Genomic DNA, 13,744 nt, shown 5'->3' with positions numbered 1-13,744 from the left:
TGTGTTGAGTTTTGCGGTCCGCTATGACTGAACTTCATCCTTTAGCGCGCGCTTGCACATTTTTATTTGTGCCCGGCCATCGCCCCGACCGCTTTGACAAAGCCTTGCAAAGTGGCGCGGATGCCGTGATTTTGGACCTTGAAGATGCGGTGCCTTTGTCTGACAAAGCCAAAGCGCGCGATGCGATCACTCAGGCTTGGCAAACATGGACCAGCGCGCAACGTGCGCGTGTGCTGATTCGCATCAACGCCCTCAGCAGCAACGAGGCGACGGCTGATTTGGCTTGGTTGGGCACGCTCGACGGTTTGAGTGCTGTGATGGTGCCCAAGGCCGAATCGGTGGCAGAGCTCCAGCGCGTGGCGAAAGGTGGTCCTGTTCAGATGCAGCTCGTCCCCTTGATCGAAACTGCGCAAGCCGTGCGCGCTCTCGATGTCATCGCCCAAGCCCCACAGGTTCTACGCTTGGCTTTGGGGCATTTGGACTTGCAAGCCGATTTGGGCATGGCCTGCGAGGCCGATGAGGCGGAGCTGGGTCCTGTGCGCTTTCAGCTGGTCTTGGCTTCGCGCTGTGCAGGTTTGCCGCCACCCATCGATGGCGTGAGCACCAGCACACAAGACATGGCTTTGGTGCAATCCGATGCCGCTCGCAGCCGACGATTTGGATTTTTTGCAAAGTTGTGCATTCATCCTGCACAGTTGCAACCGGTACGTGCCGCATTCATGCCTACCGCGCTTCAGCGAGATTGGGCGCACCGTGTTTTGGCCGCGGAAACTGCCGCTGGAGGTGGTGCTTTCAGTGTGGATGGCAAGATGGTGGACCCCCCTGTTTTGCGGTTGGCGCGTCAAATTTTGGTGGACCAATAACATTGCTGCATATCAGGCATTCGCGCTCAAACCTTGCTTGCCGTTTATGCTTCGTCAGTATTTTAAAAACGGAGACCATCATGAAACAACAAATGAAAACTTTACTATTGGCCTGCGCTGTGGCGTGCGGCACTTTGAGCGGCGTGGCAAGCGCCCAAACCTCTGCATTCCCAGACAAGCCCATTGCCTTGGTCGTGCCTTTTGCGGCGGGCGGCCCAACGGATGTGGTGGCGCGCATGATCGCCATTCCCATGGGCAAGTCTTTGGGGCAAACCGTGTTGGTTGAAAACACGGTGGGTGCTGGTGGCACCATTGCCGCAGCGCGTGTCGCGCGTGCTGCGCCCAACGGTCACACCATTTTTATTCACCATATGGGCATGGCTACGGCGCCTGCTTTGTACAAAAAGCTGTCGTTCGATCCACTGAAAGACTTTGAATACATCGGCCAAGTGGTCGACGTGCCCATGACCATGCTGGCACGCAAGGACTTTCCGGCCAACAACTTTGCAGAGTTGCAAACTTATGTCAAAGCCAACAAAGACAAAGTGTCTTTGGCCAATGCCGGTTTAGGCGCTGTGTCGCACCTGTGCGGCTTGCTGTTCATGAGCGCCATGGAGACCGACCTCAACACCATTCCTTACAAAGGTACCGGCCCCGCGATGAACGATTTGCTGGGTGGCCAAGTGGATTTGTTGTGCGACCAAACCACACAAACCGTGCCCTTGATCAAAGAGTCACGCGTCAAGGTGTATGGCGTCACCACGCTTAAGCGTTTGAGCGCCTTGCCTAACGTGCCCACATTGGACGAGCAAGGGTTGAAGGGCTTTGAGGTCAAAGTGTGGCACGGCATGTACGCACCTAAAGACACGCCTGCTGCTGTGATTGACAAGATCAACGTGGCCCTGCGTGCCGCTTTGCAAGACCCAGCGGTCAAGCAACGTTTGGCAGATTTGAGCTCGGATGTTCCTCCTATGGACAAAGTCACCCCCGCAGGCTTGAAGACGCACTTAGAGGCTGAAATCAAGAAGTGGGGCCCTGTGATCGCCAAGTCGGGTATTTACGCCGACTGAGCTCAATCACGCGCACAACAAAAGGCCACTTCGTGTGGCCTTTTTTGCGTCTATTGGATTTTTTGGGATGTGTGATGGGTTTCGTTTAGAGAAACTAATTTACCAATGTTAAACTTTTGCCCATTAAAAATGCGCCGCCCAACCAGGAGACAAGCGCCATGGGTTCTTACACCTATCCAAAATTCAACTACGTTGCACCCACTGACTTGATGGCGCAGCCACCGCAACGCCGGCCACTGATCGTCATTGGTGGTGGCCCTGTGGGTTTGGCTGCGGCCATTGATGCACGTTTGCAAGGCTTGGATGTCTTGTTGTTTGACGAAGATGATTCGGTGTCGGTGGGCTCGCGGGCCGTGTGTTACGCCAAACGCACGCTAGAGGTCTTGGACCGTTTGGGCGTGGGCCAGCCTTTGTGCGACAAAGGGGTGAGTTGGAACATTGGGCGCACGTTCAGGCAGCAAGAGGAGGTGTACCAATTCAATCTGGTGCCCGACCCTGGCCACAAGCGCCCTGGCATGATCAACCTGCAGCAGTACTACTTGGAAGAAGCCTTGGTCAATCGCGCCTTAGAGCTGGGCGTGGACATTCGGTGGAAATGCCAGGTGGTGGGCGTCACCTCGCACAATGACCACGCGTGCGTGTGCGTGTCGTCACCCGACGGTGAGTTTGAGATCGAGGCCGATTGGCTGGTCGTGGGCGACGGCGCACGCAGCCCTGTGCGCCGCATGCTGGGCTTGGACATCGAAGGCCATGTGTTCAAAGACCGCTTCTTGATCGCCGACGTGGTGATGAAGGCCGAGTTTCCAGCCGAGCGTTGGTTTTGGTTTGACCCCCCGTTTCACCCCGGCCAAAGCGTGCTCTTGCACAAGCAAGCCGACAACGTGTGGCGCATCGACTTTCAACTGGGTTGGGATGCCGATCCTGAAGAAGAGAAAAAGCCCGAGCGTGTGCTGCCGCGTTTACAAGCCATGTTGGGTGACGAGCGCCCGTTTGAGTTGGAGTGGGTCAGCATCTACACCTTTCAGTGCCGGCGCATGAAAGACTTTCGCCACAAGCGCTTGCTGTTTGTGGGTGACGCGGCGCATCAGGTGTCGCCCTTTGGTGCGCGTGGCGCGAACTCGGGCATTCAAGACGCCGATGGTTTGATGTGGAAGTTGGCCTTGGTGCTGCGTGGTTTGGCACCCCAAGCCTTGCTCGACACCTACAACACCGAGCGTGGTTTTGCCGCCGATGAAAACATTTTGAATTCCACCCGTTCGACCGATTTCCTGACGCCTAAAACCGCCACCAGCCGCGTGTTCCGTGATGCGGCCTTGGCGTTGGCGCGGCATCACCCGTTTGCGCGCAAATTGGTCAACTCGGGGCGTTTGTCGGTGCCCAGTTTCATCACCGACTCGTCCCTGAACACCCCCGATGTGGATGCCTTTGAGGGCAACATGTTGCCCGGCGCACCGATGGACGACGCCCCCATTCACGTCAACGGCCAAGACGCTTGGCTGATAGACCAAATGGGGCACCGTTTTCAGTGCTTGGTGTTTGTCGACGAGGTGGGCCAGCTTGATGCCGCCACACGTCACGCCTTGAAGGCACTCGCGGATGAGCCTGTGCCTGTGCATGCTGCCGTGGTCAGTCGCCACACAGGCGCGATCGAAGGTTTGCCAGTCTATGTGGACACGCAAGGCTTGTTTGCCAAACGCTACGACGCGCAGCCAGGCAGCGTCTGGTTAATTCGTCCCGATCAACACGTCTGCGCGCGTGCGCGACGTTTCAATTCCGCGTGGCTCAAAGCAGCGTTGAACCAAGCCACTTGCAATGTTTGAGCACAAGGCAGAACCGATGCAACACCTCAATTTAGCCCCGAATTTCAACGAGCCAGGTAAACGCTACTTTCGTGACTTCACGCCGGGCGATGACTTTTATCAAGCTTTGATTGACACCCATCGCGAGCTCAGTGACGCGCAAAGCGCCTTGGTAAATGCCAAGCTCATCTTGCTGCTGGCCAACCATGTTGGCGACATGCAGGTGCTGCGTGAAGCTTTGACTTTGGCCCGTGCTGATGTCAACCAAGATCCCACCTAGTCACTGGAGACTGACCATGAAAATCGACCGCATTCACCATGTCGCTTACCGCTGCAAGGACGCCAAAGAAACCGTGGAGTGGTATGTCAAGCACCTGAACATGAACTTCGTGCTTGCTATTGCCGAGGACCTAGTGCCCAGCACCAAAGCGCCTGACCCTTATATGCATGTGTTTTTAGACGCAGGCAACGGCAACGTGTTGGCATTTTTTGAATTGCCCACCGCACCCGCGATGGGGCGAGACCTCAATACACCGGCGTGGGTGCAGCACATCGCCTTCAAAGTAGACAGCTTGGCGACTTTGGAGGCCGCCAAGGAGCGGCTGCAAGCGGGTGGGGTGGAGGTGCTCGGCATCACCGATCACGCCATCTTCAAATCGATTTATTTCTTCGATCCCAATGGCCATCGCCTAGAACTCGCCTGCGATGTGGGCACGCCCGACATGTATGACAAGCTCGACGCCGTGAAATGGGACATGCTCGAAGAGTGGAGCCAGACCAAGCGCGCACCCAAGCACGCGGCGTGGATGCACAAATAAGAGCGCACCTGATCAGGGCTTGGGTGTCTTGGGTTTGAAGCTGCAATAGTCTGACACGCTGCATTGCCAACACAGCGGCTTACGGGCTTGGCACACATAACGCCCATGCAAGATGAGCCAGTGGTGTGCGTCCACCAAGTACGCGGCTGGAATGCGCTTCATCAACTTCATCTCGACGGCCAGAGGGGTTTTGCCAGGCCCCAAACCGGTGCGGTTGCCCACGCGAAAAATGTGTGTGTCCACCGCCATCGCAGGTTCGCCAAAAGCCACGTTCAGCACCACGTTGGCGGTTTTTCGGCCTACACCCGGCAAGGCTTCCAGCGCTTCGCGTGTGCGCGGCACCACGCTGTGGTGCTGGTCCACCAAGAGGCGGCAGGTTTCAATCAAGTGTTTGGCTTTGCTGTGGTACAGACCAATGGTCTTGATGTAACCCTCCAGACCCTCTAAGCCCAAATTCAAAATTTGTTGCGGCGTGTTGGCCACCGCAAACAGCTTGCGCGTGGCTTTGTTCACCCCCACATCGGTGGCTTGAGCACTGAGCAAGACCGCGCTGAGTAACTCGAACACGCTGGTATATTCCAATTCGGTATTGGGCTGCGGATTGGCTGCTTTCAGCGTCGCAAAAAAAGGCTCAATGTGCTGTGTTTTCATACGACCATTATTCCCCACCATGCAATTTGCTGACCGCCTCAACAACGTTGAAACTTCCGCCATTCGTGAACTGTTCAAACTCCTGGGCAAGCCCGGCATCATCAGCTTTGCAGGCGGCTTTCCCGACAGCGCCATGTTTGACGTGGAAGGCATTCGCGAGGCCAGCAGCCGCGCCTTGACCGAAGAGCCAGGCGCTGCTTTGCAGTACGGCGCAACTGAAGGCTACAACCCCCTGCGCGAACAGCTTGCTGCTTTCATGGCCAGTAAAGGCGTGAAGGGCTTAGACGCCAACGGCCTCATCGTCACGACAGGTAGCCAACAAGCGCTTGACCTGGTTGCGAAAACCTTGCTCGACCCAGGCGATGTGGCCTTGGTCGAAGGCCCCACGTTCTTAGCCACCATTCAGTGCTTCCGTTTGTATGGCCCGCAAGTGGTGGGCGTGCCCATTGATGCGCATGGTGTGCAAGTGGACAAGCTCGAAGAATTGATGGTGCAGCACAAACCAAAGCTGGTGTACCTCATCCCCACCTTTGGTAACCCGAGCGGCGCCACGCTGAGCCTAGAGCGCCGTTTGCGCATTCTGGAGCTTGCGGTGAAATACCAAACTGTGGTGGTCGAAGACGACCCTTACGGCGACTTGTACTTTGGGGAGGCACCGCCACCTTCCTTGCTCGCTTTGAGCGATCAAGTGCCGGGCAGTCGCGATTTGTTGGTTTACTGCGGTTCGCTCAGCAAAGTGTTGTCACCCGGTCTGCGCGTGGGTTGGATGATTGCCCCGCCCGAGCTTTTGGCCCGCGCCACCATGTGCAAACAATTCAGTGATGCACACACCTCCACCTTTGCGCAAGCCACTGCCGCGCATTACCTCAAAGCAGGCCGCATGCCTGCCACCTTGGCGCATGTGCGCAGTGTTTACGCCGAGCGTGCCCAAACCATGGGCGATGCCTTGAAGCGCGAATTGGGCGATGCCTTGACGTTTACGCAACCGCAAGGCGGCTTGTTCTTCTGGGCCAACCTCACCGGCGCAGGCGGCAAGGTGAAAGACGGTGCCGAATTGGCCAAACGTGCCATTGAAAAAGGCGTCGCTTTTGTTCCCGGCGCACCTTTTTTTGCCAACGACCCCGATACATCAGCGATTCGTTTGAGTTTTGCGACGGCTGATGTGGAGAAGATCAAAGAGGGGATTGCGCGTTTGGGGCAGGCGTTGTGAATAATTGGTGACTTTGAAAGTGTTGTGGAATGAATTTAATTAAATTTTTCGGGGTTGTTATTCTCTTTGTGAGCTTCAGCGGGTGTGGCGGGTTGAATCAAAATGTTCAATACAGGAATCCAACTACTGAGTTAAAGAATAACAAATGGGATTATTACGATGGATCATCCATCGACTACATCTCGTTTTCATTCAGCGAGTATGGCAATGGAACGCTGTTGAAAAATGAAGATTCAGTTAAATATAACGCCACAGTCAATATTGATAGAAGCAAAGGCTTGGCTTTGATCCAATATCAGGGTGATATTCTTAAGTTAAAGAAGGTGACCTCTCAGAATAGGGTGGATTTGCTGCTCGATCGAGTTGCTGGTGATGCCGCTGATAAAACAGCCTACAAAGCTTGGAATGATTGGTTTGAGTCTGAGAGCGGTAAATTTTTGGTCGCTGCCGAGTATCAAAAGCAGATTATTCTAATTAGCCATGATTCTGGCAAATCTCTTAAGAACATTGCGTTTTACCCCAGCCGCTATGTGGCTTGCAAGGAGCTAGCAACAAGGCAAGCACAACTAGATAAAAAAATGGTGTTTAATTTATTTAAAAATCCTTTTGCTTCTATCAACGACAGTGGGGCAGATGTTGTATCCCCAACAAACGTTCCGAGATTTGATGGCCCCTCGGATTTCACTTGGGCTGGCGACAAAGCTAATGATCGTTTGAGTAAGGTTCTCTCAGTGAAAAACACTGAGCAAAAATACGACCAAGCATGGAACGGGCTCAATTGTTGGTGAGTACTTTGAATGCGATTGAAAAAGCCTGTTCAGCCAGCAATCACTTTGGAAAACAGCAGTTGAGGTATCAGCTTGTTAGGGGGTGATCAGCCCAAGCATCCGTCAACCTTCAAACTTAGCATGCCAGTTATGCCTGACATTTAAAAGCTGGATCTCATTCCAAGTTATTTTGCCCTCCCATTTCAAGCGTTTTTAGGAGTTTTGCCGTGCAGTCCTTGTCTCGCCGTGTTGCTTTTACCCTCTTGTCTTCATTCATTTTGGTAGGTTGTGCCAGCACCCCACCCACCGACCCCAACTACAAGCCCTCGCGAGGCCAGAACGGTAAAGACGTGATGTGGATCACCACACCGCCCGAGTTGGTTGAAAAAATGCTGACCATGGCTAAAGTCACGCCTCAAGACCGCGTGTTTGATTTGGGAGCCGGCGACGGCATCATCGCGATTGCGGCTGCCCAAAAATTCAAGGCCAATGCAGTGGGCATTGAATTCAATCCAAACATGGCTGAGTTTGCCCGACGCAAGGTGGCCGAGGCCGGTGTGCAGGACAAAGTGCGCATCATCACGGGCGACATTTTTAAAGAGGATTTCAGCTCGGCCACCGTGGTCACGCTGTACCTGTTGCCCGAACTCAACTTGCAACTTCGACCCACGATCTTGCAAATGAAACCAGGTACGCGCGTAGTTGCGCATGCTTTTGACATGGGCGAATGGCAGGCCGATGAGACCGCTAGCGCCGCAAATGCCGATGCCTTTATGTGGATCGTTCCTGCGTCTGTGCAGGGCGGCTGGCGCGTGAGCTTTGAGGGAGGGCAAACAGCGCGTTTGGACCTAGAGCAAACCTTCCAGAACGTGGGTGGCACCGTTACCCTTGAAGGCAGCACCCAGCAAATATTAGGTGCACGTTTGCGGGGTGATGTCTTGAGTTTTCAGTTCCGGGGCGTTGGTCAGGCTGTGCGCAGCTTCAGTGGCAAAGTCAATGCCAACGTCATGAGCGGCACCCTCTCGACAGACGGCTCCGTCCAAACCTTGGAGGGTCGCCGCTTTTGAGCTGCCCTGGTCTTCAACTCACCCAGTGATGGCCTGATAAGCCGAACCATCCATTAACCCATCCAACTCAGCAGGGTTGCTGAGTTTGACTTTGTAAAACCAACCCTCACCCTCGGGGTCGCTGTTGGCAAGAGATGGGTCAGCCCGCAGGGCTTCGTTTTGCTCGAGGATTTTCACACTCGCGGGCATGTGCACGTCAGCGGCGGCTTTGACAGACTCGACCACACCGGCCACCGTGCCTTGTGCAAAGGTTTTACCCACCTCGGCAAAGTCGATGAAAACGATGTCGCCCAGTGTGTCTTGTGCGTGCTGGGTGATGCCCACCAAAGCGGTGTCGCCTTCGATGCGCACCCAAGTGTGTTCTGCGTGATATTGGTTCATAGTCGTTACATGCCGCTGTAGTTAGGGCCGCCACCGCCTTCTGGCGTGACCCAGATGATGTTTTGGGTGGGGTCTTTGATGTCGCAGGTTTTGCAGTGCACGCAGTTTTGCGCGTTGATTTGCAAACGATCGCTGTTGTCGTCGTTCTTCACGTACTCATAGACACCGGCGGGGCAATAGCGGCTCTCGGGGCCTGCGTATTGAGCGAGGTTGATGCCCACGGGCACGGACGCGTCTTTCAGCGTCAAGTGGGCGGGTTGATTTTCTTCGTGGTTGGTGTTGCTGATGAACACGCTGCTCAAGCGGTCAAACGTGAGCTTGCCGTCGGGCTTGGGGTAGTTGATTTGGGCGTGCTGTGCCGCAGGCTCCAAGCTCACGTGGTCGGGTTTGGTGCCGTGCAGGGTCCAAGGTGGGGTGTCAATGCCGAGCTTGGGCAGCAGCCATTGCTCGATGCCAGTCATCACCGTGCCGACCAACATGCCTTTTTTGAACCACAGTTTGAAGTTGCGGTATTGGTTGAGCTCTTTGCTCAGCCAGCTCTTCTCGAACGCAGCGGGGTAGGCGCTGAGCTCGTCGTTGGCACGGCCTGCAGACACAGCCTCGTAGGCTGCATCAGCCGCCAACATGCCGCTCTTGATGGCGGCATGGCTGCCCTTGATACGCGCAGCGTTCAAATAGCCCGCGTCGCAACCAATCAGTGCACCGCCTGGAAACACGGTCTTGGGCAAAGCTTGTGGCGTGCCGTTGTTGATGGCGCGTGCGCCGTAGCCAATGCGCTTGGCGCCTTCGAGGTGGGCTGCAATGGCTGGGTGTGTTTTCCAGCGTTGCATTTCTTCAAAGGGGCTGAGCCATGGGTTTTTGTAGTCAAGGCCAAGCACAAAGCCGAGCGTGACTTTGTTGTCTTCGAGGTGGTACAAAAAACCGCCGCCAAAGGCGTCGTCTTGCATGGGCCAGCCAGAGGTATGCACCACCAAGCCGGGCTTGGCTTTGGAGGGGTCGACTTCCCACAGCTCTTTGATGCCGATGGCGTAGCTTTGAGGGTCACGGCCCTCGGCCAAGTTGTATTTGGCAATGACTTGTTTGCCCAAGTGACCGCGTGCGCCTTCGGCGAAGATGGTGTACTTGGCGTGCAGTTCCATGCCGAGCTGGAAGTTGTCGGTGGGTTCGCCGTCTTTGCCGATGCCGAGGTTGCCGGTGGCCACGCCTTTAACGGCACCTTGCTCGTCATACAAAACTTCAGCGGCTGCGAAGCCTGGGAAGATTTCCACACCGATCGATTCAGCGTGAGCCGCCATCCACTTCACCACGTTGCTGAGCGACACCACATAGCAACCATCGTTGTGGAAGTTGCGCGGCATCAGCCAACCTGGCACTCGGCTGACGCCAGTTTCAGTGAGGGTAAGCAAGTCGTCGCCTGTGACTTCTTGGTTCAGCGGGCAACCGAGTTCTTTCCAGTTGGGGATGAGCTCGGTCATGGCCTTGGGGTCCATCACCGCGCCAGACAAGATGTGGGCGCCAGGCTCTGAGCCTTTTTCTAGCACCACAACAGACACGTCGTTGCCCTTTTCTGCGGCGAGTTGTTTGATGCGAATGGCAGTGGCCAAACCACCAGGTCCGCCACCAATCACGACCACGTCGTATTCCATGGCTTCGCGGGGGCCGAACTGGGCCAGGATGTCTTCTTGCGTCATAAAGTCTCGTCAGAGTCTGTTGTCAGAGGTGAGACAGATTTTAGGGCCTTGCTTAGATGCCCTTGTCATAATGAAAATCACCTAGACAAAGAGGAGACACACATGGCGTACAGCATCGATTTATCGGGTCGCGTGGCATTGGTCACGGGCGCATCCAGCGGTTTGGGGGCGCAGTTTGCGCGCACCTTGTCTCGCGCTGGCGCCACGGTGGTGTTGGCCAGCCGTCGCGTTGAAAAGTTAGAAGCCCTGCGTGCCGAGTTGCAAGCCGAAGGCGGTGCGGCGCACGTGGTGGCGATGGATGTCACCGTGCTCAGCAGCATTCAAGCGGCGGTGGCACTGGCCGAGCAGCAAGCTGGGCCCATTGACATTTTGGTGAACAACTCCGGCGTCAGCACCACCCAACGCGTGCAAGATGTGAGCGAGGCCGACTTTGATTTCACCTTTGACACCAACGTGAAAGGCTCGTTTTTTGTGGCGCAAGAGGTGGGCAAGCGCATGCTGGCCCGTGCCAAGGGCGCAGCGCCCGGCACCTTCAGTGGTCGCATCATCAACATCGCTTCGGTGGCGGGTCTGAAAGTGCTGCCGCAAATCGGCGTGTATTGCATGAGCAAAGCGGCGGTGGTGCAAATGACCAAGGTGTTTGCGATGGAGTGGGGCCGTTTTGGTATCAATGTGAACGCCATTTGCCCGGGCTACATCGACACCGAAATCAATCACCACCATTGGAGCACCGAGCAAGGCCAGAAGCTGGTCAACATGTTGCCGCGCAAGCGTGTGGGCGAGCCCAAAGATTTGGACGCCTTGCTGGTCATGCTGGCCAGCGGCGAGAGCGGTTTTGTGAACGGCGCCATCATCGCGGCTGACGATGGTTTTGCCCTATGAAGTACGACATTCCTGAGCACAAAAAGCTGGTGTTTGAACTGGTGGTGCCCATTCGCTGGGGCGACATGGACGCCATGGGGCACGTCAACAACGCCACTTACTTTCGCTACCTCGAAACCATCCGCATTGACTGGATGCGCTCTATCGGCGCAACACCGCAACCCGATGGCCATGGCCCGGTGATCGTGAATGCGTTTTGCAACTTCTACAAACAGTTGGAGTACCCCGGCGATGTGCTGCTGAAGATGTACACCAGCGACCCCGGGCGCACCACGTTTGAGACTTGGGGCACGATGGAATTGGTCGGCAAACCCGGCGTCATTCACGCGGCAGGCGGAGCCACCACCATTTGGGTGGATTTTCCGAATCAAAAAGCGATTGAGCTGCCCGACTGGGTGCGGGCGATCGTGACGCCCTAACGGACTAAGTTAGAGACACGCTCCGATTGCTTCGGGCGTCGTGGCTCGGTCCAATTGGGTCAACCAAAGCAGGGCGGCTGGCCGGTCTGCCCCGCACATCTCCGGCTGGGGTTGCAGCCCGCCGCAAAACGCGGGCCGCTCAGGCTTGCCAAACACGGCGCAACGCATGTCGGGCATCAGCTGCGCGCAGGGCACACCCGCCGGTTTGCCGTTGGGCATGCCAGGCAAGGGGCTGGTGATGGACGGCGCAATGCAGCACGCGCCGCAACCGCTGCGGCATTGCATTTACTTTTGTTTGGGCACGCGACCCATGGTGTAGAACTCGGGGTTTGGCATCATGCTGCTGAAGCTGGCCATGCGGTTGCTCAGGCCAAAGAAGGCAGTGATGGCGGCAATGTCCCACGCATCTTCGTCGCTGAAACCGTGCGCGTGCAAGGCGGCAAAATCGGCGTCTTCAATGTGGTCGGAATGTTGGCAAACCTTCATCGCGAAATCGAGCATGGCGCGTTGGCGCGGGCTGATGTCGGCTTTGCGGTAGTTCACCGCGACTTGATCGGCCACCAAGGGCTTTTTCTCGTAAATGCGCAAAATCGCACCGTGGGCGACCACGCAATACAGGCAGTTGTTTGCCGCGCTGGTGGTGGTGACGATCATTTCGCGGTCGCCTTTGGTGAGGCCGCTTTCTCGCCCCACCGACTCGGGCACCATCAAGGCATCGTGGTACGCAAAGAACGCGCGCCACTCGGCTGGGCGTCGCGCGAAGGCCAAAAAGACGTTGGGGATAAAGCCCGCTTTGTCTTGCACTTCCAGCACTTTGGCACGGATGTCTTCGGGCAAGTCAGTGAGTTCGGGTTGGGGGTAGCGGTTGCTCATCGGGTCTCCAGGCTGAGGTTTTAGCTTTTGATTATGCTCAGAGATTTTCTAGGAGCCTGTCATGTCAAACACACCCATCTCGCCCTCCCAACAAGCCCGCGCCGAACGTCTTGATGACGCACCCTTTCAGGCAGGCTTGACCACTCGCACTCAAGTCATGGGGCCTGAGTTTGTGGACCGTGCGTTTGGCAATGCCACCGACTACACCCTGCCCATGCAAGAGTTCATCACCCGCAATGCGTGGGGCAACGTGTGGCAGCGCCCTGGTTTAGATTTGAAGACCCGCAGCTTGGTCACCGTCGCCATGCTCACTGCCTTGGGCAAGCAACACGAGCTCAAAGCCCATGCGCGTGGGGCACTCAACAACGGCGCGACGCCTGAAGAGCTGCGCGAAGTCATGCTGCACGCCACGGTGTACTGTGGTTTTCCCACAGCGATTGATGCGTTCCGATCGGTGACTGAGGTGGTCGAGTCCTTGGCCTGAGGGGTTGGGGCCTCATGAGCGCTGAGTAACGGACGCAACAGCGTCGCGTTGACGTAGCTTGGCTTTTCACCGATTCTTCGGTGAGGAGACAAGCGCATGGAATTTTCAGAACTCATCAAGGCCCGTAAAAGTATCCGAGGCTACCAACAAAAACCGGTTCCTCGTGCAGTGATCGAAGAGATCATCGAGGTTGCCAAATGGTCGCCCTCGTCGATGAACACACAACCTTGGCACGTGCACGTGATCACGGGTGAACCGTTGGAGCGCATTCGACAGGGCAACACCGAAAACATGCTCAAAGGTGTGCCGCCCAAGCGCGACTTCCCAATGAAAGAGGCCTACGATGGCATCCACCGTAAGCGCCAAGTGGACATCGCGATTCAGCTGTTTGACGTCATGGGCATTGCGCGTGACGACAAAGAACGCCGCACCGATTGGGTCATGCGCGGTTTTCGCCAGTTCGACGCGCCTGTGTCGCTGGTGCTCACTTACGACAAATACCTAGAGCCTGCGGCCATCAGCCAGTTTGACCTAGGTGCTTTGTCGCACGCCATCGTGTTGGCGGCTTGGGAACGGGGCTTAGGAACCGTGATCAATGGGCAGGGCATCATGCAATCGGCCGTGGTGCGTGAGCACGCGGGCATACCAGATGACCAAAACATCATGATTTGTATTGCGCTGGGCTACCCAGACGAATCCTTTGTGGCCAACACCGTCAAGTCGGTGCGCGAGGACCACGCCAACTTTGTGCGATACGTCGGCTTCTGAA

17 protein-coding genes are annotated in these 13,744 nt (G+C 56.1%); 12 read left to right on the top strand and 5 right to left on the bottom strand.

What is annotated here, in order from left to right:
* The first annotated feature begins 23 nt into the window (after nucleotides 1–23).
* The 5 genes from B9Z42_RS08030 (at nucleotide 24) to B9Z42_RS08010 (ending at nucleotide 4,550) form a co-directional block, all read left to right on the top strand.
* Nucleotides 24–863 carry a CoA ester lyase gene (locus B9Z42_RS08030; RefSeq protein ID WP_100132853.1) on the top strand — a complete coding sequence of 280 codons (840 nt, stop codon included), beginning with the start codon at nucleotides 24–26 and terminating at the stop codon, nucleotides 861–863.
* 92 nt (nucleotides 864–955) lie between these two features.
* Complete coding sequence (locus B9Z42_RS08025) at nucleotides 956–1,933, top strand: tripartite tricarboxylate transporter substrate-binding protein (RefSeq protein WP_233203571.1); 978 nt, start codon at nucleotides 956–958, stop codon at nucleotides 1,931–1,933.
* A gap of 158 nt (nucleotides 1,934–2,091) precedes the next feature.
* Complete coding sequence (locus B9Z42_RS08020) at nucleotides 2,092–3,753, top strand: FAD-dependent oxidoreductase (RefSeq protein WP_100133049.1); 1,662 nt, start codon at nucleotides 2,092–2,094, stop codon at nucleotides 3,751–3,753.
* 16 nt (nucleotides 3,754–3,769) lie between these two features.
* Complete coding sequence (locus B9Z42_RS08015; protein ID WP_100133048.1) at nucleotides 3,770–4,012, top strand: DUF2783 domain-containing protein; 243 nt, start codon at nucleotides 3,770–3,772, stop codon at nucleotides 4,010–4,012.
* A 16-nt stretch (nucleotides 4,013–4,028) separates the two neighbouring features.
* Nucleotides 4,029–4,550: a VOC family protein gene (locus tag B9Z42_RS08010; RefSeq protein WP_100132851.1), complete on the top strand. Its 522-nt coding sequence runs from the start codon at nucleotides 4,029–4,031 to the stop codon at nucleotides 4,548–4,550.
* Nucleotides 4,551–4,562: 12 nt separating this feature from the next.
* Here the strand turns inward: B9Z42_RS08010 and nth are convergent, their stop codons facing one another.
* Entirely contained in the window at nucleotides 4,563–5,201 is a 639-nt protein-coding gene (gene nth / locus B9Z42_RS08005; RefSeq protein WP_100132850.1) for an endonuclease III, read from the bottom strand.
* 19 nt (nucleotides 5,202–5,220) lie between these two features.
* Here nth and B9Z42_RS08000 point away from each other — a divergent pair, with 19 nt between their 5' ends.
* From B9Z42_RS08000 to B9Z42_RS07990, 3 genes are all read left to right on the top strand, one after another.
* Nucleotides 5,221–6,411: a PLP-dependent aminotransferase family protein gene (locus B9Z42_RS08000; protein WP_100132849.1), complete on the top strand. Its 1,191-nt coding sequence runs from the start codon at nucleotides 5,221–5,223 to the stop codon at nucleotides 6,409–6,411.
* 29 nt (nucleotides 6,412–6,440) lie between these two features.
* A complete protein-coding gene (locus B9Z42_RS07995; protein ID WP_100132848.1) occupies nucleotides 6,441–7,199 on the top strand; it encodes a hypothetical protein in 759 nt (252 codons plus the stop codon).
* 206 nt (nucleotides 7,200–7,405) lie between these two features.
* Nucleotides 7,406–8,245: a cyclopropane-fatty-acyl-phospholipid synthase family protein gene (locus tag B9Z42_RS07990; RefSeq protein WP_233203570.1), complete on the top strand. Its 840-nt coding sequence runs from the start codon at nucleotides 7,406–7,408 to the stop codon at nucleotides 8,243–8,245.
* Nucleotides 8,246–8,263: 18 nt separating this feature from the next.
* Here the strand turns inward: B9Z42_RS07990 and gcvH are convergent, their stop codons facing one another.
* Both gcvH and B9Z42_RS07980 read right to left on the bottom strand, forming a co-directional pair.
* The gene (gcvH, locus tag B9Z42_RS07985) at nucleotides 8,264–8,626 is read right to left on the bottom strand and encodes a glycine cleavage system protein GcvH (protein WP_100132847.1); all 363 of its coding nucleotides are present in this window, start codon (nucleotides 8,624–8,626) and stop codon (nucleotides 8,264–8,266) included.
* A 5-nt stretch (nucleotides 8,627–8,631) separates the two neighbouring features.
* On the bottom strand, nucleotides 8,632–10,317 hold the full coding sequence (locus B9Z42_RS07980) for an electron transfer flavoprotein-ubiquinone oxidoreductase (RefSeq protein ID WP_100132846.1): 1,686 nt from the start codon (nucleotides 10,315–10,317) through the stop codon (nucleotides 8,632–8,634).
* A 102-nt stretch (nucleotides 10,318–10,419) separates the two neighbouring features.
* Here B9Z42_RS07980 and B9Z42_RS07975 point away from each other — a divergent pair, with 102 nt between their 5' ends.
* A complete protein-coding gene (locus B9Z42_RS07975; RefSeq protein ID WP_100132845.1) occupies nucleotides 10,420–11,199 on the top strand; it encodes an SDR family oxidoreductase in 780 nt (259 codons plus the stop codon).
* The gene (locus tag B9Z42_RS07970; protein ID WP_100132844.1) at nucleotides 11,196–11,618 is read left to right on the top strand and encodes a thioesterase family protein; all 423 of its coding nucleotides are present in this window, start codon (nucleotides 11,196–11,198) and stop codon (nucleotides 11,616–11,618) included. Before B9Z42_RS07975 ends, B9Z42_RS07970 begins: the two co-directional genes overlap by 4 nt.
* Nucleotides 11,619–11,627: 9 nt before the next feature.
* Here B9Z42_RS07970 and B9Z42_RS16105 read toward each other — a convergent pair whose 3' ends face one another.
* Both B9Z42_RS16105 and B9Z42_RS07960 read right to left on the bottom strand, forming a co-directional pair.
* A complete protein-coding gene (locus tag B9Z42_RS16105; RefSeq protein ID WP_143474055.1) occupies nucleotides 11,628–11,903 on the bottom strand; it encodes a YkgJ family cysteine cluster protein in 276 nt (91 codons plus the stop codon).
* Nucleotides 11,904–12,491, bottom strand: coding sequence for a peroxidase-related enzyme (locus B9Z42_RS07960; protein ID WP_100132842.1), 588 nt, complete (start codon nucleotides 12,489–12,491; stop codon nucleotides 11,904–11,906).
* 61 nt (nucleotides 12,492–12,552) lie between these two features.
* Between B9Z42_RS07960 and B9Z42_RS07955 the strand changes: the two genes are divergently transcribed.
* On the top strand, nucleotides 12,553–12,975 hold the full coding sequence (locus tag B9Z42_RS07955) for a carboxymuconolactone decarboxylase family protein (RefSeq protein ID WP_100132841.1): 423 nt from the start codon (nucleotides 12,553–12,555) through the stop codon (nucleotides 12,973–12,975).
* Between the two features lie 96 nt (nucleotides 12,976–13,071).
* Nucleotides 13,072–13,743: a nitroreductase gene (locus tag B9Z42_RS07950; protein ID WP_100132840.1), complete on the top strand. Its 672-nt coding sequence runs from the start codon at nucleotides 13,072–13,074 to the stop codon at nucleotides 13,741–13,743.
* The last annotated feature ends 1 nt before the right edge of the window (nucleotide 13,744 follow it).

The organism is Limnohabitans sp. B9-3, assembly GCF_002778325.1.
In the GTDB taxonomy this organism is placed as follows: Bacteria; Pseudomonadota; Gammaproteobacteria; order Burkholderiales; family Burkholderiaceae_C; genus Limnohabitans; species Limnohabitans kasalickyi.
The sequence above is the reverse complement of the archived record's forward strand: the minus strand, read 5'-3'. Positions and strand labels throughout refer to the sequence as shown.